Source organism: Nanhaiella sioensis (assembly GCF_046557775.1).
GTDB classification, from domain to species: domain Bacteria; phylum Bacillota; class Bacilli; order Bacillales; family SM2101; genus Nanhaiella; species Nanhaiella sioensis.
This window is the reverse complement of the sequence record NZ_JBKAEG010000001.1, coordinates 2,846,730-2,866,237: the sequence shown is the minus strand read 5'-3', so window position 1 is coordinate 2,866,237 and position 19,508 is coordinate 2,846,730. Positions and strand designations below refer to the sequence as shown.

Annotated in this window: 13 protein-coding genes and 3 pseudogenes; 3 read left to right on the top strand and 13 right to left on the bottom strand. The window is 32.7% G+C overall.

The features are described from left to right. Window positions 1-9: 9 nt before the first annotated feature. The 3 genes from V1503_RS13190 to V1503_RS13180 form a co-directional block, all read right to left on the bottom strand. Window positions 10-1,134, bottom strand: coding sequence for an HD-GYP domain-containing protein (locus V1503_RS13190; protein ID WP_410627538.1), 1,125 nt, complete (start codon window positions 1,132-1,134; stop codon window positions 10-12). A gap of 151 nt (window positions 1,135-1,285) precedes the next feature. Further along, window positions 1,286-1,588: a YunC family protein gene (locus V1503_RS13185; RefSeq protein ID WP_410627536.1), complete on the bottom strand. Its 303-nt coding sequence runs from the start codon at window positions 1,586-1,588 to the stop codon at window positions 1,286-1,288. Window positions 1,589-1,768: 180 nt separating this feature from the next. Continuing rightward, on the bottom strand, window positions 1,769-2,305 hold the full coding sequence (locus V1503_RS13180) for a hypothetical protein (protein ID WP_410627534.1): 537 nt from the start codon (window positions 2,303-2,305) through the stop codon (window positions 1,769-1,771). Between the two features lie 941 nt (window positions 2,306-3,246). On the opposite strand from V1503_RS13180, the gene V1503_RS13175 reads away from it, so the two are divergent. Further along, window positions 3,247-3,585, top strand: coding sequence for a hypothetical protein (locus V1503_RS13175; protein ID WP_214481073.1), 339 nt, complete (start codon window positions 3,247-3,249; stop codon window positions 3,583-3,585). A gap of 124 nt (window positions 3,586-3,709) precedes the next feature. Here V1503_RS13175 and V1503_RS13170 read toward each other — a convergent pair. From V1503_RS13170 to V1503_RS13145, 6 genes and pseudogenes are all read right to left on the bottom strand, one after another. After that, a pseudogene (locus V1503_RS13170) lies at window positions 3,710-4,439 on the bottom strand (DUF72 domain-containing protein); the annotation flags it as partial. 407 nt (window positions 4,440-4,846) lie between these two features. Next, window positions 4,847-5,449 carry a restriction endonuclease subunit S gene (locus tag V1503_RS13165; RefSeq protein ID WP_410629430.1) on the bottom strand — a complete coding sequence of 201 codons (603 nt, stop codon included), beginning with the start codon at window positions 5,447-5,449 and terminating at the stop codon, window positions 4,847-4,849. Between the two features lie 18 nt (window positions 5,450-5,467). Further along, a pseudogene (locus V1503_RS13160) lies at window positions 5,468-5,926 on the bottom strand (restriction endonuclease subunit S); the annotation flags it as partial. A gap of 41 nt (window positions 5,927-5,967) precedes the next feature. Next, entirely contained in the window at window positions 5,968-8,004 is a 2,037-nt protein-coding gene (locus V1503_RS13155; protein WP_410627532.1) for an HsdM family class I SAM-dependent methyltransferase, read from the bottom strand. Between the two features lie 1,394 nt (window positions 8,005-9,398). Then, window positions 9,399-9,734, bottom strand: a complete 336-nt coding sequence (locus tag V1503_RS13150) for an HNH endonuclease (protein ID WP_410627530.1) — start codon at window positions 9,732-9,734, stop codon at window positions 9,399-9,401. Then, window positions 9,682-10,278, bottom strand: coding sequence for a hypothetical protein (locus V1503_RS13145; RefSeq protein WP_410627528.1), 597 nt, complete (start codon window positions 10,276-10,278; stop codon window positions 9,682-9,684). Before V1503_RS13145 ends, V1503_RS13150 begins: the two co-directional genes overlap by 53 nt. A 146-nt stretch (window positions 10,279-10,424) precedes the next feature. Here V1503_RS13145 and V1503_RS13140 point away from each other — a divergent pair, with 146 nt between their 5' ends. Next, on the top strand, window positions 10,425-10,646 hold the full coding sequence (locus V1503_RS13140) for a helix-turn-helix domain-containing protein (protein ID WP_410627526.1): 222 nt from the start codon (window positions 10,425-10,427) through the stop codon (window positions 10,644-10,646). 1,455 nt (window positions 10,647-12,101) lie between these two features. Then, a pseudogene (locus V1503_RS13135) lies at window positions 12,102-12,214 on the top strand (integrase); the annotation flags it as partial. Window positions 12,215-12,760: 546 nt separating this feature from the next. On the opposite strand, the gene V1503_RS13130 reads toward V1503_RS13135, so the two are convergent. From V1503_RS13130 to V1503_RS13115, 4 genes are read right to left on the bottom strand one after another with little or no spacing between them, the layout of a single operon-like run. Beyond that, entirely contained in the window at window positions 12,761-13,516 is a 756-nt protein-coding gene (locus V1503_RS13130) for a hypothetical protein (protein ID WP_410627525.1), read from the bottom strand. Further along, window positions 13,509-15,260 (bottom strand): site-specific integrase, encoded by a 1,752-nt coding sequence (locus V1503_RS13125; RefSeq protein WP_410627523.1) that lies wholly within the window; start codon window positions 15,258-15,260, stop codon window positions 13,509-13,511. The genes V1503_RS13130 and V1503_RS13125 overlap by 8 nt, the downstream gene beginning before the upstream one ends. A gap of 8 nt (window positions 15,261-15,268) precedes the next feature. Next, window positions 15,269-17,932, bottom strand: coding sequence for a hypothetical protein (locus V1503_RS13120; protein WP_410627521.1), 2,664 nt, complete (start codon window positions 17,930-17,932; stop codon window positions 15,269-15,271). Continuing rightward, window positions 17,929-19,224, bottom strand: coding sequence for a hypothetical protein (locus tag V1503_RS13115; protein WP_410627519.1), 1,296 nt, complete (start codon window positions 19,222-19,224; stop codon window positions 17,929-17,931). The genes V1503_RS13120 and V1503_RS13115 overlap by 4 nt, the downstream gene beginning before the upstream one ends. Between the last annotated feature and the right edge of the window lie 284 nt (window positions 19,225-19,508).

Below are 19,508 nucleotides of genomic sequence, written 5' to 3'. Positions count from 1 at the left end.
GATTTAACGCTAGAATTTTGGTATTAATTTCTCCTTATTACTTGTAAATGTTCGCACTTCACAATCAACGATAACAATGTGCAACTCTTTACTTAAATTAATATCATACGGATAAGTGAGAATTTGCCCTTTTTCTTCTAATATACGAATAATTGGACGATCACTACTATTTGGGTTTTGTTTTGCCACAATACCTTTTCGACCATCACTTAAAACAACACCTAAACCATCTGGGTAAATCGCTACAGCTTTGCGGAAAGCTTCTACAATATTTTTTTCAAATTGAGTTCCAGATCCAGCATATAAAATCTCCAATCCTTCATGGGGAAGCATAGCCTTTCGATATACACGATTAGATGCTACTGCATCAAAAACATCAGCGACAGCGATGAGTCGTGCAAGGTAGTGAATTTCATTTCCTTTTATGCCCCTTGGATATCCAGATCCATCTATCCTTTCATGATGTTGATATGCGCAGTGAGCTGCTACCAAAGGTATTGTATCAATCTTGCGAAGTGCTTCAAATCCATATTCCGTATGCTTCTTCACTTCTTCAAATTCTTCATATGTTAACTTACCTGGCTTAAGTAATATATTCTTAGGTACCATTAATTTCCCAATATCATGAAATAATGCACCAATACCAATTGTCTCTAACTCTTTATTTGTTAAATTCAATTCTAGACCAATCGCTAGCGAATACATTGTTACATTTAACGAGTGGTTAAAAATATGGTGTTCATACGAAAAAATGTCTGCTAAAAGTGTGAATAAATCTTTATTTGACTTTAATTCTTGAAGTAATTGATTAACAATTTTTTTGAAACGTTGTGAAGCTTCATAAAATGCTGATGATTTCAAAAATTGTTTTGGATTTTTAACCTCTAAAAATGTATATTCAATTTCTTTTATGGCTTCCTTCCGTAAATCGATAGAAATTGCTTGTTTTGGGTTAATATCATTTGTTCGGTTATCATTTATGTATACAAAAGTTATCCCTAACTGTTTTAATCGTTGAATCATTCGGTTAGTTAACTCAATATCATTATTTATCAAGGATTGTCCAAAATCATTGTATATAGGCTTAGCTAATTTCGTGCCTTGATGTATTGAATCTACTGATACTAGTCTCATAAAATACTCCTCACAATTATAGTGATGGCTACTCAAGAATCTATGTAAAAGTATACACTATTTTAAACGTTAACATAGTCTCCTCCCAAAAACTGAATCATTAGACAAATTTTACTTAAAAAATAGTCTGCTAAACATCTAGTTTACCAGACTACTCCATCTTTAAAAGCGCTTCTTTTCCTTTCATGCCACTTACAACGCCTAGCTTTTCTGCTCCGAGTGTTACCGATTCTAAAGGTGCTTCTAGTAATTGTTCAATTGTCCTTACCCCGACTGCTCTTCCAGCTATGATTCCTCTTTCTTTCAGCTTTTCATTAAGCAAGGCTACATCAAGCGCACCACACATTATATACCCTTTATCATTCGTTACTGCCATGAAATTCGTCTTAGGAAGCTTTACAGTAATGGCAGTAAATTGTTGATTTTCAATTATGATTGGTGTCATTGTTATCATTGCGAAAACTCCCCCTCTCCTCCTTATATCACTCCATGAAAAGGAAAAAACAAACGGTATAAATGTTTTTATAATCAGCATAACCTTGTTACAAACTGAAATTAAGTCATTATACGCTATTAGAACGTCATTAACGTCTTTAACCTCTCAAAAACTAAACTAGCAACCACGAAATAACAGCTAACAGTTACATGCTGGAGGATTAGGAAGCATTCTTACTGTGCCCTCATATGAACCTCTTACTTGGTTACATGTAGGTTGAATAGTATTTGGAGCTATCCCCATACACACATCGTTAGGAACACCCGTATTACATGAATTTACAAAACTAGCCTGTTCACCTTGTATTTCAAGCGCACATACATTCTTTGCTACAATCGATTTTTTCTGTCCTGGGAATACTCTAATTTCTTTTACTACATCATTTGTAGGTGATAATAATCTTGCGACAATTGTACAATTTTCTATTTGGTTAGTATCTGAGCCTGGATTATCTGGATCACAGTAAATCGAGTCATTTTGAATATTAATACACCAATCTCCTGCACACGTTGAACACTCGTATTGATCTACTACAGGCATCATTGTATTTGGGTCTATACAATCTTGAACGATACAACCGCTTATTTCACATAAACAACAATCCTCGATATTAATGTTACAATCACCTTTCGCGGTCTTACCACAACAGCTGGAAGTGCTTATATGTTTAACCATACTGAAATATCACTCCTAATATCTTGTATTATGCTACATGGTATGATATTTCTCTTAATCATGTTTACGCTTATGCCTACCTCTCAAGAAAAAGGCTCAGACTTTCTCTAAATCAAATTAACCAGTTCATATTGTGTATTAGTTTCTTCCCCTTTGCACAATGTTGTTTTCGCTTCTATTGTTGTTTATCGTACTAAGTAATTAAACACTTACACATTTACAGGTCGTAGCATCTTTTCTTTTATAAAAATTTAGAGACTTTCACGAAACCTCTTGTAGCTGTGATTTTGTAATGATTGTACTACTTAGTTTTCGAAAAGAGCCTTACACAAAGCTGTTTTCGCTTCTATTGTGGTTTATCGCACTGAGTAGCATACACGTAATTAAATATAGGTCGTGGCATCTTTTCTTTTATAAAAACCTAGATAATCTCACTAAACCCCTTTTAGCTGTGATTTTGTAATGATTGTACTACTTAGTTTTCGAAAAGAGCCTTATGCAAAGCGTTTTCGCTTCTATTGTGGGTTGTCGGACTAAGCAATTAAACACGCACACAATTACACGTCGTTGGCATCTTTTCTTTTATAAAAATCTAGAGATTAATTTTCACGAAACCTCTTGTAGCTGTGATTTTGTAATGATTGTACTACTTAGTTTTCGAAAAGTGCCTTACGATAAGCTGCTTTCGTAGATTTTGTTTTTTATCGTACTAAGTAATAAACACGTACACAATTACAAGTCGTGGCATCTTTTTTTATTCAAAACTATGGCAACTGTAAATGATGACTACTACTAACTTTTCTTATTTTTGCAGCATTGAAGTTAGTTTTCAAAAAAGAAGCCTTGCATTTAGCAATTTGTAAATATTATTTTGTGAATGAAACGGTACAAGCATGAATATGAATAGAAGCATAACGACTGATATAAGAGGAGGAATATGAATGAAGAAGGGGATATTTTTGCTGTTCGGCATATTGTTTTTCGTGAGTGGATGTAGCCAAGCTGCTTCATACGACCTTTGTGGTTATGGATCTATGTTTTCGTTAGATGGAGATGGCTTTTTACTTGTCGAACCATCAGCAACAGTCTCGTATACAATTAATGAAAAAGTAGGTGCAATTGAGAAACAAATCGAGGAAGAGTACCACCCTGTTAATCACTTAGTCTCCAACCATTTAGAAGAAGGAACAGTCATTTATTCTGTCATGGAAGACCCCACTCTTATGATTGCAAAAATCAATAATGATGAGTATGCCTTATTCGAAAAAATTGATGAATGAATAGGGATAGGGAACATCACCCATGAAGGTAAAAATGACCTTCATGGGTAATGATGATGGTGCTAGTCTATTTCACCATCCTGGAGGCTACGTTATCTGTATATATGAATGTTGAACTCATCTTCTAAAATAAATCCAGCTGTTTTGATGATAAACCATTATATTGTATCTCTAACATTGAGATTAACTGCTTGGCGTTGTCAGCTGCGTCTCCCCCAGAATTATTATTAAACAACACATATATATTTTCAGAATTCTTCTTCAGTTGATGTAGATTTTTTATCCACTGCTCCAGCTCTACATCATTATATCGGTATAAATATCTAATTTCTCTCCAGTTACTAGAACTAGATTTATTCCAGCCATGGACATTACGGCCATGAAAACGGACGAGTGTTTTTTGCTCATTTGTTGTATTAAGGATCGTTGGAATTGAACCTTCTCCTGCTTGGGGTTCGTCACATATACTATGTATCCAACCTTCTTGAATCATAAACTGTATCGTTTTATGTCGGTAATGATCAATAAACCATGATTGATGCCTAAATTCGAGGGCACACGGAATCTCCTGCATTCTTTCACGACAGTAACGTAAATAATCAACATGCTCCTTTTTACAATCAAACCAAGGCGGAAATTGAAATAGCACCATAGCGAGTTTTTTTCTTTCTATTAAAGGTATCAGCGATTCTCTAAAGTCATTCTATGTTATTAAATGGTACTTTTCCTCGTAAATGCCTAGTCATCCCTTGATATGCTTTAACAATAAATTGAAAGGAATTCGGTGTTTCATTTGCCCACTTCTCCATATTTTGTAGTGGTTGAATTATAAATTGTACATCTAATATTATTGGGATAAAAAAGTAAAACGTTATAAATAATAAACTTGTACATTTTTATCCCAAAATAATTGGGATAAAATATATAAAATAACCTCTAAATTCTACAATTCTTCTTATTAAATTTGTTTAGTGCAGTTTATCAAATTGACCTATAAAAGAAATAACCTTACCTTACAAACATTGAATGGTACAAGGTTAGGTTTTATAGTAGAACAAGTAAACCCGGCTAGAATCAGTTAACGGGTTTACTTGAGAGGTGCAAAAAAGCAATGTTATTCACAATTGAATTCACACTGCTTTTTCTGCTTTTTCTCTAACTTCTTCTATTTAGATGAACAATTTCTTTGTATTTCGCAGAACATCTCACCCTCTCACCCCGCAGGAAGGAGCTGACGGCTACTTTTAATTTCCTTTTTTCTCTATGCTTTTTTGTTTACAATACTTTTTTTATCATCTAATTTTTTATTGACAAGTAAAACAACATCTTTTATAACGAGCTTTTGAATAGCAGAGATAAAGGTTTCCATTATTGCATAATTGGGCTGGTGGTTAATAGCTGGTAGTGTCATTTTAAAATCAAAACTTTGAGAACTTCTTAATTTTTTCCCAAAAGAAAATCTCCCAGACATTGATTTCTCCATTGATGCTGTAAAAAATAGCATTGTTTCTTTTGAATATTTTTTTTCATCGTCCCAATATACACCTGTATCATCACCTGCTCCAAAATCATAAGCTCTATAAAAAGTATTGCCAAAAATGTCTATTGTTATTGAATTTTTAGGAAAACTTGCTACGGGATTTGAAATATAATTTACAACTCCTGTATTTGTTGTTCCAGCCATTACAAAAGGAATATTCCCCGAAATTTGGTCGTCTTTTTTGAGCCTTCTACCTTGAACAATTTTGTTGAAAATACTTTTATAAGTAAATTCATTAAACTCAACTTTTTCTTGTTTAAAATCATCTAAAACCTGTTGTTCTTCATCTGTTAAAGTATAATCTTTTAGTCCACTAGTTGACAAATAGGCTTCTAACTCCGATATACGCTCAGCTTCCAACTCCGATATAAAACTCTCCATAAATTTAAAATCTATCTTGCCGTTTTTGGTAGGAAGTTGGATTTTGGTTTTATTAAAAACTTTTTCAAAATCACGCACTAATACATTTTTAAAAACTTGTTCGTTTTTATTTAATAAACTAATGAAATAAGCAGCTAATCTTTGATTTAAAGAAAATGATTTTGGAATTGCTCTTTTGGTAAACTGTCCTGCATAAAAATCTTTTTGCATATAGAAAAATTGCATCCCAATCATTCCAACAGCCAAACAATTTCCCTTTATTTTATGTTTTTCATCTAAATAATCTACATATCCTGCTATACCATTATTGAAAACTGTTCTCGTAAAGTAAGGATAATCTCCATTTTCATTAAATGAAAAACTATCTTTATTTAATTGTGGATTTCCTTTTATTTCAAACAAATCACCTAAGTTATATTCACCCCACTCAACCTTTTGTAATTTCTCGTTAAGTGGGGTGACTACTTTCCCAGGCTTTCGTCGTCTATGCTTTGTTGTTTTAAGATATTAGAAACTTCCCAAGCCAAATAATCACTTATAGTTTTTTTAAAATCTTGCAAAGTAGGTTTAGTGTCTATAGGTGCACTTTTGTTCCAATCAGTTCCATTTTGGGGATCAATAGTACCTTCGTAATACTCTTTATTAGTAAAAATATTGAGTTTACTTTCTCCAAAACGTACTAAATTTACCAACTCATCATATCGTTCTTTGGCACGGTCCGTATCTTTTAAATTATTACTTGCTTTTTTTCGGTTGGATCTAGTGTAGCCATCATTAGAAAAATCTATAAACTTCACCATTTCATCTCTATGGTGTCTTTCATTTACCTTAAAAACATATATATTGGTTTGTACACTTGATTTTCCAATGAACAAATCGACTGGCATTTTGATACTTGCCAAGAGTGTATGTTTTTCTAATATTTTTTTGTTATATTCTTTCGCTTTTCCCGATCCTGCTGAGTTTTGGATAATAATAGCAGCATAGCCTTTATTCATCATTGCAAGGGCTTTTTCAACAAAGTTCATACCATTTCCGTTGGCAGAATACGGAGGATTTAGAACAAAAGCATCAGCGGGGAATTTGCTGTCTCTTTTCCCAAAACCGTAATTTCCATCAAAATCTTTTAAAGAGTCTTTATTTAAAATATTCGAACTTCCATCACCCATCAAAATCATATTTAGAATTGCCAACATATACACACTTGAAAGCAACTCTAAACCTAGCAATTGTTCAGCTTTTATTCTAACCTCTTTTTGAGTAAGTTCTTCAGGTGATTTAATTGTGTTTTTGGCATCATTAAGCATTTCATTCATAGCAGCAACCAACAATCCAGCAGACCCTGTAGCAAAATCCCACACAAAAGAATCTTTGTTTACTCGTGCTAATTTCACCAAAAGAGTAGCAACATAAGATGGGGTAAGCACTACATCGTTAAGTTTGTCTTGTGAAAAACCGAGCCATCCATACATTTCATTAAAAAGTTTCCCTGTGAAATCAGTTGTTAAACCGATTTTATAGTATATTCCCAAATCATCTACAATTTTAGTAAAAACCCTTTTTAGTTGGCTTTCACCGTTTTCAACTTTGTTGATATTATCAGTTAAAAGTGTATTTTGTAAAGTTCTTACAATAAGTTCTCTTTTCTCTTTTGGCAGTTCTTTTTCACTTAAAAAAGCTTCTATTTTCCGTACTATTATTTCACCATCAGTACTTCCTTTTTCAGTAGAAGATTTTAGGTCAGATTTTTCGAGAGGTGTAACTTTTCCAGGTATTCCAAGTGTTGCAATAATAGAAGCAGCAACGAGATAAACGCGGTCATTTTCACCTAAACCTTTTTCATTTTGATAAATATCGTTATTGAGCTTTACTAAACTAGCATCAATCTCTTTTTCACGTTGTTCTTTTAGTTTGTCAATTTCCTCTTGCGATAAATGTAAAGTTTTTACTTTATCAATAAACTTATCAAAATATTTAGGTGCTAAAAAAGAAAAATCTGTAAACATCCCAATTTTTTGCCCTACACCCAAATTACTCTTTGAAACATAGTAAACTCCTATTTCGTGTCGGATTTTTCCAGTTTCATCTTTGTGTCCCGTCATACCAATGGCAATAATATCAGTATAACTAGTATGATGTAGCAAAGCATTTGCATAATGTACTGCTCCGTTCACTGCAAAAGAATTTATATTTTTAAAATGTGGCTCATTTTTTTTGGTTCTATTTTCAACTTGTCTATTATCATCAAGTTTTACAAGTTTATCTTTGTAGCCCTTATACTCAATAAGAACAGGATAAAAATCTAAATTTTTGTCTTGTAATAGTAATTTTGCATCTGGACGATTTGCACCTGTTCCACCATTTTTAGTAAAGTAATCAAAAAGTGCTTTATCTATTTCAGTATTTAAAGGTTCCTGTTCTAATTTATAATCTAATTTGTAAGATTTAAGCCAACTGTTCGCTAAATCTGCAATATTAGGTTCTATTGATTTTGCCATTTGTTTTTTTACTCCTTCTTTATCTTGACTCACTTAGTTTTTGACTTAACGTATCCCTATCAGCATCACTTCTGGTTATGGTTCGCTACTTTATCTCTTCGATCCATTCAAGAGTCTTCCTCATTTTACCTCTTGGTATTTTAAAATTATGGAAATTGCTGCTGCACAGTATACGTATTCCCTCAAAATTCTAATTACTACAATCTTACTATAAATGTTTCTTATTTTCGACAAAATAATGTCCAGTTAGTCAAATTGGAAGGAGCTTCTTTAGTTACAATCCTTTCTTACTTCTTCAATATTACTCCCTCGGTAGCTTAATTAAAAAAAGTGGCCCAATGACAGCTTTTAAAGAATTACACTCTGCTATTTGCTCACTTTTACCTTCATTACAAAGAAAAACAATTGTCCACTTCCCTGGTTGTTTAGAACAGTTTAAAGAATCTAAGTTCAGTGGTTTAAAATATCGATTTCCTTTTTACAACAATTTTGTTATTTGATATAAAATGAGTCGAGTTTTTCTGAATTATGGGGGTTAAATAATGGTCAAAAGAGTAAGAGGTTGGACGGAAACAAGATAGTAAGATATATAAAAGAAGGTATACAGTTCAGTTGATATTTCTTCCATTTGTGGTGGCGAACATCTCACAAATACTTACATTACAGGAACACTCATTAGAATCTAATTTGTAGACTTATTCTTATTTGATTCCTCAGCTGGAAAAGATAATATTTTCGTCAGAATAGAGCTGAAGACTCTGAAGGTTATACTTTTGACACTTAGCAGATTTTGATAATCCACTTTCTCAAATCCCCCACAACTGGTATGTAAAGAGATTATCTCATAATCTATTTATAAATTATATGTGGTTAATATTTGTCACTTGTACTTCTTCTGGGTCATTTGTTTTTTCAATCGTTCACACTATAAACAAAATCTCTTGTTTGAGGACATTTTGGTTTCTGCTTTACTATCGTAGGTTAAAAAGGGGGCGTTTCAATGGCCAGATAAGCATTCTAAATAAGCCACTATCCATAATCAAGGCAACAACTAAGGTGGGAGTTTGGTGAATTTGCTTTCCATTTAAAACAAGGACATCCATCCCTACTCGCAGAATGATTTTGTCGAATCTATCTATTTATGAAAACAACAAATTCTCAAAAGTTGTTTTATAACCGAGTGTGAGATGTTGAGTGTGGAGAAATTTTATCATTCCCGGCCCTATGATTTTTGAAGAAATAGTTAAAAGGATTAACAAAACAAATAGAATTAAATGCTCACAATTAATATACAAAATCCACGTATAAAACCTTACCATACCAAACCAGACCACAACACACCACAACATACCGTATCGCACCGCACTTTTACCACACCGCATAATAATTAATTATTAATCATCCCAGACATGATTCCTCCATCCAGGTTTAATGACTCCATCTTTTAAGGCTTTATCAATCATACCTTGATGCCTTATGTCAGCACGAAGTACATGGCATTTTCTGCATAACGTACGCAAGTTTTTCATTTCATTTGTACCCAACAATCCTGACTGTTTATGATCTATGTGACAAGAGATTAATTTTAATTCTATTGAGCACCTAGTACATCTTTTCTTATCTCTCAACCATACCTTTTTCCTCAATTCTTTCCAGAGAGCTAAATCCAACCTCTTTCTAGGCAGTTTTCTCACCAGAGCAAGAAAACTTCTTAATAGAAAACCTTCCATATCCAATGCTTCTACCATCACCAAAGCCTGAAAATTTACCAGCATCTATAAAGATTTGCTCCATATGCTCTAACCCAACAATTGTATTATCGAACTGTATTTTGAATTTTCCAGACCAACCAGGATTCAAGCAAACTCTATATCTTATGTTCTTACTTCCCTTATTATTTTTGTTTGTTACACCACGGACATCTAAGTAAACATCATCGAATTCGGATTTTTTTAAAATGTCGTCTGGAAGCTTTCGATTTAACAAAATTTTATCATCAAGAATATCAAGAGTAGCAGCTACTGCATTTTGATAAGTTCCTTTTCCTTTTCTGAGCATTTTAGCCCCATTTAATGCACAAGCAAATGCATAAGAAGAAGGTAAGTAGATTTGTCCAGACTCTGTTACTTTCACCGACTGTTTCCATTCTTCTGGGTTATTTCCAGCTGTTCCTTTTACTTCAGATCTTGAAAAGGATAATGCTTCAATAGAGAAGCTGTTATAAAGAAGTGGTTTTATTCCTTCAAATTCTAACTCAGCCATTACGATAGCCATAAAGACCCTCCTTTTTTGATTACTATAGTCTACGTTATTATATCCATATTTTTCTTTTGTATACTATAGTCCGTAGACTAGTTATCACATCTTCTGAACAATCAGGGTAATAACAAATCATTTTTTAATGTGAAGGTGGTTATTACTTGAGATTAGAAGATAAGATTGGAAAATCCCTAAAAAAACACAGAAAAAATATGGGGTTATCACAAGAAGAGCTAGCACATAGATGTAATCTTGATAGGACTTATATATCAATGTTAGAAAGGGGATTGAGGAAACCAACTGTTCAAACTATCTTTTCTTTATGTAGAGAATTAAATATAAAGCCAAGTGATTTTATTAAAGAAGTAGAGGAGGGTTATTGATTAATTAATTTGAGTATCCTGTTAAAAGTCTTTGTGAATTTAATAAAGCTTGATGCTTAAACAAGTAGTATATAAAAACTTGTTTTTACAGCCTTTAAATTATTTTTTAATTAACTATTGAATATCTTAATCATTTAAATGTAATGAGTTTTTCTTTTCAGCAATTAAGATTAAATTGCTTCCGTACATGTACCAGCAGCTTCGAAACCACTGATTGTTTCATCAGGAACATATTCATTTAGTATTAATGATGAGTAAGTTTATTTAATTTTTTTGCACACTCGCTAAAAACTAACTTCTTTTCTATTCCCTTTATAATCTAAAATTGTTTAACTAAAGCAACCCCTTCGTTGAACCAACCCAGCGAGGAAAAATAATGAGAAGAAGTATGTTCATTTAATGAGGAGCATGAAAGAGCTAGAGAATTAATCTTAGCTGCTGAACGCAACCAATTTCATCCACCCCTGTATGAAAGTCTTCTTTTCAGTCTAAATATGTATATCTGACTGGAGTAATTCATATTCTTCAAGTTATGTGATAACTGATTATTCTTACACGCTACTTAGAAAGTTGTGAGTGATGATTACATCCACAAGAATGCACCATCTCGGACATGTTTTTTTACCAGAGGTTAACAAGGGATATACCACTTAGTGTCAATCTAGAAAAACGTAATTCTAAATTATTTAAGCCTAATTCATCTTATTTTTCACCAAAGAATTAGGCTTATGGTCATTCGCAAAAGTGACCGGATGGAGAATTAAATTAGTTGTTTAACTGTATTCTTGTCCTGCGCAGTAAGTCATTTATTTTATGGTTTTGCTTCTTCAACATAAGTCCCTAAAGAATAAAGTAATATATAGTAAAATTAAATAGATTAATTATTGTTATTAAGGATGTGATTTCATATGGATTTCGATATGGACATGCCCCTTTCACAAAACCACTGCTTTTTGTGTGGTAAGGAACCTACAAAAGACACAGATGAACACATCTTTCCAAAATGGCTCCAACACAAATTTAATCTTTGGAATCAAACAAGCACCTATAATTAAATGGGACAGTAATTCTCTATCATAGGCTAAAAATACCTTGTTGTAATACCTGTGTAATAATGAACATCTATCTCAGCTTGAAATTGACATATCCCAAACCGTAGATGGTGGTTATGATTCATTTTAAAAGCTTGAACAAGATAAAATATTCTAATGGGCTGCTACAATTCTATTCGATTTATTCTTTAAAGAATTATTTCTTAATGTTGACCGATGAGACCAGATGATTGCTAAGATTATGATCCTGAAGCAAAACGCTGAATATGCTACTGCAAGGCATTCGCTTCTCAACAGAATATATGCCGATTAAACCTTATTCCATTTTCATCTTCAAAATGTATGAATATGAGAAAGATGATTGGCAAGAATCTAATTTTAATTATTTTGACAGCTAATAACGGCTCCTCTTGATGTTATCCAGAGTTTACTCGCGCATGAAAAGAGGAAACTATTCGTATCTATGCTCAACTAAGTGGAAAATTGAGACAAAAATTTTATAGAATATACTTTTAGCTTGATTTAGGTGTTAAAGCCATTGCAATAGGTGCCTTACGAACCTCATTGCTTATACATGTAATTCGTTGCTACACAGTAAAAACTCATTCCTGAAAATTTTATTTCCATTATTGTGAAAAGTGTTGAGAATTACCTTGTGAAATAAAAGTGAAATTAAGTAAGAATGCATTGTAATCGTCTAAATAATAAAAACAGGATGTAAATTCGCCTGAACTACAGTATGTTTTTTATTGTTTTTTTATGTGTGAATTGTAATGTGTGTACCTTTTAAGTAAAACCGTTAAGAATCAGTGAAATATTATACGCATATAGACTCACCTGATAACATCACTTAAGCTGCTATTCTTAATTTTTCAATTTCATAAAAGAATGCCAAGTTTGAAAAAACCAATCCCCATACCTTCAATTTGTGTTTCTAATGACAACCAAAACCCACTGGCTTCTACGTCAATTCCCACTATCTTCCTACATAAGGTTCATTCTCTAGATGTATTCAGCCATTATTTTTGTTTCCCTCCTAAAACATGATTTATTACTTAACTTCTAAAACCTTCCCTCAAAATCATCTGCTATAGTTCTCTTAGTCTTATCTTCCGCATTATTTAAAGACACAACATTATCTTTTTTAGTTATTTCATTTGTTGTACGCTGCTGGAAGACTTCAAGTTCTGTATAAAAATCCTGTGGCTTACTAAACGCCTCTTCTAAAGCCCTTTTAATTCGTTTGTTTTTATTATTTATATCAAGTAGGTTTTGTAATGGAGTTCCATCCTTATCACTGTAATGAAACAATTTGAACATACTTTCTTTAAGAGCTTGAATTTGTTCTCTTAATTCTCTTTTTTCTTCTCTTACTTGCACTAATTTTTTTTCCAAATCTTCATTTTTTTGCTTTAATTCTCTTTCTTTTTGTATACTCCTTCTTACTTCATTTTCAAGAGGTACCAAATGTTTAATTAACCTCCCTGAATCTTTCAAGTATTTATTCACTACATCAACCACATTCGGAATGTCTTTTTTATTTTCGTTTCCATCCACAAGGGTTACTGTTCTAATTTCGTTAGAGGTATCAATTGCCTTGCGTCCTGGCTGACCTTTCTTTCTCCAAAAATCCTCTGAATAAGTTCTGCTACAAATCTCAGGATGCTCCTTATGGAGTTTTAAATGATAATGATACAACTGTAAATACTTAATATCGCCTTGTGGCTTAACATTTTTCCTATAATGATTTACGATTACATATATTTCTTTTTCGTCATATTCCGTTGCTGGCCTGCCTTTTTTTTTCTTCTTATTCATCGTCATTACCTCCCTTTAGTATCACTAAACGAGCTATCTCCTCTAAATGTTCCTGAATAAATGAAGCATCAGTCTTCATTTTAGTATAGGTGTTCGGATGTACATCATTTTGTTTTACCATTTCCGTATTAAGACTTTCATTTAGTTTTTTCAAAAAGTCTCCCATTTCAATTATCTTTTGTTTTCTTTCAAGAATTTTCTTTTCAATTAACGGCTTTATTTTCACTAAATCCACAGGGTGAATCCACCAATGCTTACATAACATGCATTCTACACTCTCACACCTTTGTAATTCATCAGTGCAAAAACCTATTTCCATCTGTAACCTCGTTTTATTATCTTTAGAGGGAAACTGCAAACTTCTTTCTTCTATTTCACCTAATGTAATCTCTTGACCTTCAAAAGTGGTTCCTCTCAGAACTCCATCTTTTCTTTTAAAACCATCAATCAGTTTTTTCACCTCTACATCAATAAAATACTCCGTATGGTTTGAATAATGGTATTGAGCTTCAAGGGAAGAATGTCCACCTAATCTAGCTATTTCAATCGGGGATATTCCTTGCAGCAGTAAGGAACAAAATGCAAAATGCCTAGTATCATTGGGTTTTACTTGTCGTTCTACCGATATTTTGTACTCACCATAGACGACATCTCTATAAAATCGTTCTAATAGTTTTTGGAAAACAAAACGATTAAAATAGTCCTTATTCTTTTTCATCCTCTCTCTATTGGTATTCTTATCCTCTAAGGCTAAGATAGCTCTATAAGATATCAATGTTTTACTTTCCCTATATGGCTTTGTTAGTTGGATATAATCATCAATCAAATCAAATATGTCCTTGGTGATTTCCAGAGTATCAACTACTTGAATTCTTCTTTTAGTACCGGGTTTTTTCTCACGTGGTAACATAAGGTAATATCTTCCATTTTTCTGTGAAATACAATCTTTTTTCATCGTACAATACTCGCTTATACGGATTGGGATTATATTTGTTATCTTCCACCATAAAAAAATAGGTGCGAAAAACAGTCTGGAAGGGGAATTGAATCCATCGACAAAGTATTGATTGATGCTGTTGTCTAATTTTAGAACATCTTTTCCTTTGGATAATCGTCTAGCAGATGAATTATTCGGTAATCCTTTTTTGATATCCATCAAAGGTTTATGGTAAGTGTGAAAAGATTCCAATTGACTATATGTCAAGAAGTTCAAGGAAATATTTATAATTCCAAGAACAGTTCCAATCCCTTGATTATCCTTTTTAAGTTCCTCTTCTAGAACATCTATATTCAAAACCTCATTCTTTTCCAACAACTTTTTGACTGAAGGAGTGTAGTTTCGTAAGTACTCTATGAAATCATTTAACTTATCTTTATTAAAATAGTCGGTTTGTTTGATAACCTTCAATAGCCACCCTAATTTCTGTCTGACTGACGCTGGGTAGAACTCACTTAAAAGTTCAGCAATCCAACATTTCACAACAAGAACAGAGTAGGGAGGCCAGTCATCACGAAATCTAGCTACGTTTTCTAATTTAGTAAAATCAAAAAAAATCTCTGTGCCTTTTGCTAAATGTCTTTCAAAAGTCCAGTTATCATCATCAAATTCCCCATCAAAGATTTCATCATCTTCTCTGAGAGTTGCGAGGATTTGTTTTGCAATGGCAACACTTTCGGTGATCGAAAAGCTCTCACCTGACAACTCATCCAAATCTATATATTCTTCCAGCTGGTCTATTTGCAAAGTTAAGTTCACCCCTCCGTTAATTGAAATTGATCTGCTAGAGACCTAATCATATCTTGCTTCTCTATAAATTCTTCACGAGAATCTGTTAAAAACTCGTATACATCAAACCCGAACTTTTGAATCGCTTGAGCAAACATGTCTAATTGGATATAAAATAACCTAGCGCGTTTTCTCTGTTCATAGTATGGAATTTCCGAGTCCAGTTTATGGGAGTCTAAGTAATTGTTTAATCTATCCTGAAGACTTGCTCCAAGTGCTGAGAGGGAATAGTAGTTTGGAATGTTATATGCACAGTCGAAACAATCAACACCTTGTCCTTTTTTTACACAACCAGTTTCCGCAACCATGCATTGAACATTTTCTTTCTTACTCGGTAATTGATTTGTTTCTATTTTATTGATAAATTCTAATGCTTCATCTAAACCCATTGCTAATATGCGATCTAAGATTGCTTTTCTATCCCTCTGTATGACATTCAGAAACCCTGAAATTTCTTCAATTTGATGAATGCTACCAATATATTTTTCTAGGAACTGAATTTCCGTAGTTCTTTTTTCTCTATCGATTTCAACACCTTGTAAAACATCCAGAAATGTATCGTATATAAAACCAAATGAACCTCGTGCGAATAATTGTTTAGTAAGAAAATTCAACTCTTCTTTTGGAATATCCACATACATATTAGTCGTCTCTTTCTCTAAGTGTCCTCTCATTTTCTGAATAGTTTTTAATCCTTCTGATCCTTTTTGCATCTTACTCAATAATACATAGATATAGGACAGCAACGATCTATTCATCTTTCTTGAAGAAAAGTGAAATTCTTTATCATCATAAAGTCCAAAAAAAGATTTACGTCGTGAATCCGAAAAATTCTGCTTCTTATTACCAAAATCAATAAGAGATTCACGTAGGGGAGAAAGTGCATTGATTCTGAATTGGCAAATTGCAATTGCTGTAGCAAAGGTTTTTTTTAATTCCTCAGAACAAAAGAAATAATTTTTAACCTGAGTTTTAGAAATAATAAACTCGGATCTATACACCTGTTTAATAATATGATCGACATCATCATCTTCCAAATCATTTTTTAGAATCCAGTTTAAATCAATAATTTGTGTCCCACTTAAATTTACTTTTGGAAAGGTAATGATATCTGAATGTCTCCAGGCATTATTTAAGTGCAAAAGAACATATAACCAACTTGTTGCATAATATTTTATCTTTCTTTTTCCAGAAATCTCTCTTAATGTATCTCTTATGGCTCTTTCTTTGTGCAAAGAGAGGTTTTTGGCATAACGATATACTTCTTTATAGACCTCGTATTCGTATACCGATTTATCTTTTTCTTCTTTATCAAAATCATTGGGGTCATTAACCTTTTGAAAAGCAAAAGCTTTCATCTTCTCCTTATTCAATTGATTATAGACTCCTTTTAAATACCGGTAAATTATCAAAGAGGACCTTTTGGGGATTTCATTAAACAAGATATTAATATCGTTTGAAGTTACCGAATAAATTTCTCGTATCTTTGTTGAATTTACTAAGCCAATCAAATATTCTGTACAATAAACATAATTAGTAATGTATCTATCGGTAGATTGTGAGTTAGCTTTTGAACTTTTAAGGTTGCTTGAAATAAATTGTAACCAGGTTTTAGATGTAAAAGGGCCCAACTCATTAATGTCTATCCCTTTAATTTCCGAGCGATATTTAAATGTATTAAAATCTGATTCCATTGACAGCGAAAAGAACTCAGATTTAGTTTTTCGGCCTTCCAACCAGTTGTTGAATACTTCTATCGAATACATCTTCACCTTGTTTTTAAAAAAAGGACGGAGCAAACTATTCACTGGTTCACTTTCAATATATTCTGCACCAAACCTAAAACCTTCGGCAGCAGCCAGTTCTTCTGCTTCTGGAAGTGAAATATATTTTTCTCTTAAATAGTTCTGTCGAAGTTTTAAATCATCAATTATGTCTTTTTTGTAAAATTTCCAATGTCCATTTAGTTTCAAGGGTTTAAGATCATAATCTTTTTCAACGGCAAGAGAATCCTTAGTTTGCGACAATAATAAAACTTGTCTAAACTCTTCTAGTGTATAATAATTAGATTGATTAATACTTGCGTCAGCTTCATCCAAAATGTTTTCATATTCACTTTTTTTGATAAAACGCTTTGCCCCTATAGTCAGTGGAGTGATCTCTAAACGCTTAAACGTATACCACCAAGTATTTTCACTCCTACTCACTACACTTTTCACTTCATCCACCGATATATATGCTCTTAAAAACCTCTCAACTGATGATTTGTTAATAAAAAACTTACGATTATAGATTGGAAATTCTGTTTCCACATAATCAAAAATAAATTCAGTTCTCAATCCTGATAAAATATCCTTCATTTTATCAGAACGAATCTCTACACTAGTTCCGAGTAGTTCATGAAATTCTACAAGGTTCATATATTCCTCTAAGATATTTGATTCAAATTCAACATAATCTTTTAATGAATTAATATCAACTAACTTGTCATTTTCGTCTCCTTGTACAACTCCATATTTAATCAATCTTGTTATTCTGGAGATTAAAGAACTTCTTGATGATTGTGTTGGATATTTATATTCTCCTCCCAGATGCTTATAGGCTTCTTTAAAGGGAATTATTGATGTCATTTGCTGAAAACCTCCCAATTCCATTTGTTATCCAAAGCATTTCCCACACCCAACGTCTCTATATTCGAGAAGGCCTCCATTGCATCTTTAAAGTTGGATATCACGTTTCTATAATCGATATAAGCTTTTGAAGATAGGGTGCTTTTATCACCTCTAGCAATAGACATTTGCCTGTCATCAAGAGCCATATCATATAAATAATTAGTAAAAATCCCTCGACCAATATGAGTTCCCCAAATAGCGTCATCAAGCATGTTAAAATCCGAATAACGACCAGGGGTTCTTGCTAATCTATCAATATATGCATATTTAACTTTTGCAAATTTCCTTTCATAAGTCCCTCCAGAAATGGTTTGTCCTTTTTCACCAACGAAGAGAGCATATTGGTTCTTTTTTCTTATCTTTGTATTCATTTTCATATGGGCTTCGTATAATTCTTTTAAGTAAGCACTTGGCAATACAGGTTGTAAACGGGGCCTTTTCACTTGCTCCTTTATTGTGTTCTTAAGATGTTTAAATAGACGATATTGGTTATCAAGGACGGCAATATAATTTGAACCACTTAAAAAATCTGTAGGAACAGTTGCTGAAGTTAGGTTCACAACTTCACCTCTTCGTAATCCTGCAAAAATTTGAAGAGCGATTCCAAAAGCTATGTCAGGAGATACTCTTCGAGCTTCTTCTATAAACTCATAAACTAACTTATTTCTTTTTCCAGTGTCGTCTCCAAAATCTTTTAATTTGTTTCGGACTGGATCATCGGTGGAAGGGTACTGTGTATCTAAACTTGGATGAACAAAAGGGGTCATCATTACTTCTTCTTTTCGCCTATTAACATATGTATTAAATTCTATTTCTTCATCTAATAAGTCCATATCATTTAAGTAGTCATAGAGATGTATGAGATATCTCTCAATAGTTTTGACATATTTATAAGATAGTTTTTTTTCAGCACAGTATGTAATATAACGGGCCCCATGAATAAGTTGTAATCCTCTAAACCCTTTCTCTAATAAGATTTGAAATTCAGGATTCCGAAGAGATATTTGTTCATTGATAAAGTTTAAGAATTTAACTATTTCTCTAGCTGGATTTATTTGTGAACTTAAAGATTTTCCTTTATATTGATATTTTTGTCTTACAAAATGTGAAATAGGGTGTGGGACTTGAAAGTTGGTGTTCTTATCTTTAATTCCAATTGTAACTACGGTTTTTTCTTCTAACTGGTTGTTACCTAGTAAATGCTCTATTTTTGTTTCTGTTGCAAACCATTTATAATTCTCTATTCCCATTACTACTTAAACACCCTTTCCTGTTTCACATTCCTACTAATATGTGATCTCTGCATATCAATATGTTTTCTTAAATTCCTCGAACTTCGTTCTGTGGAGTCCTATCCTCGGGACCGAGGCTTTTTCCCCTTACTAACTATTAAATAATGTTAAATTCATATAATTTAGTATAAAGTTAATATTCCCACACAGCAAATAAATGGGAATAAAAAAAAAACCTGATATAAGTTAATATATAAAGGTTTTTTCTTCTTATCCTATTAGTCGATTTTTATCCCCTATAA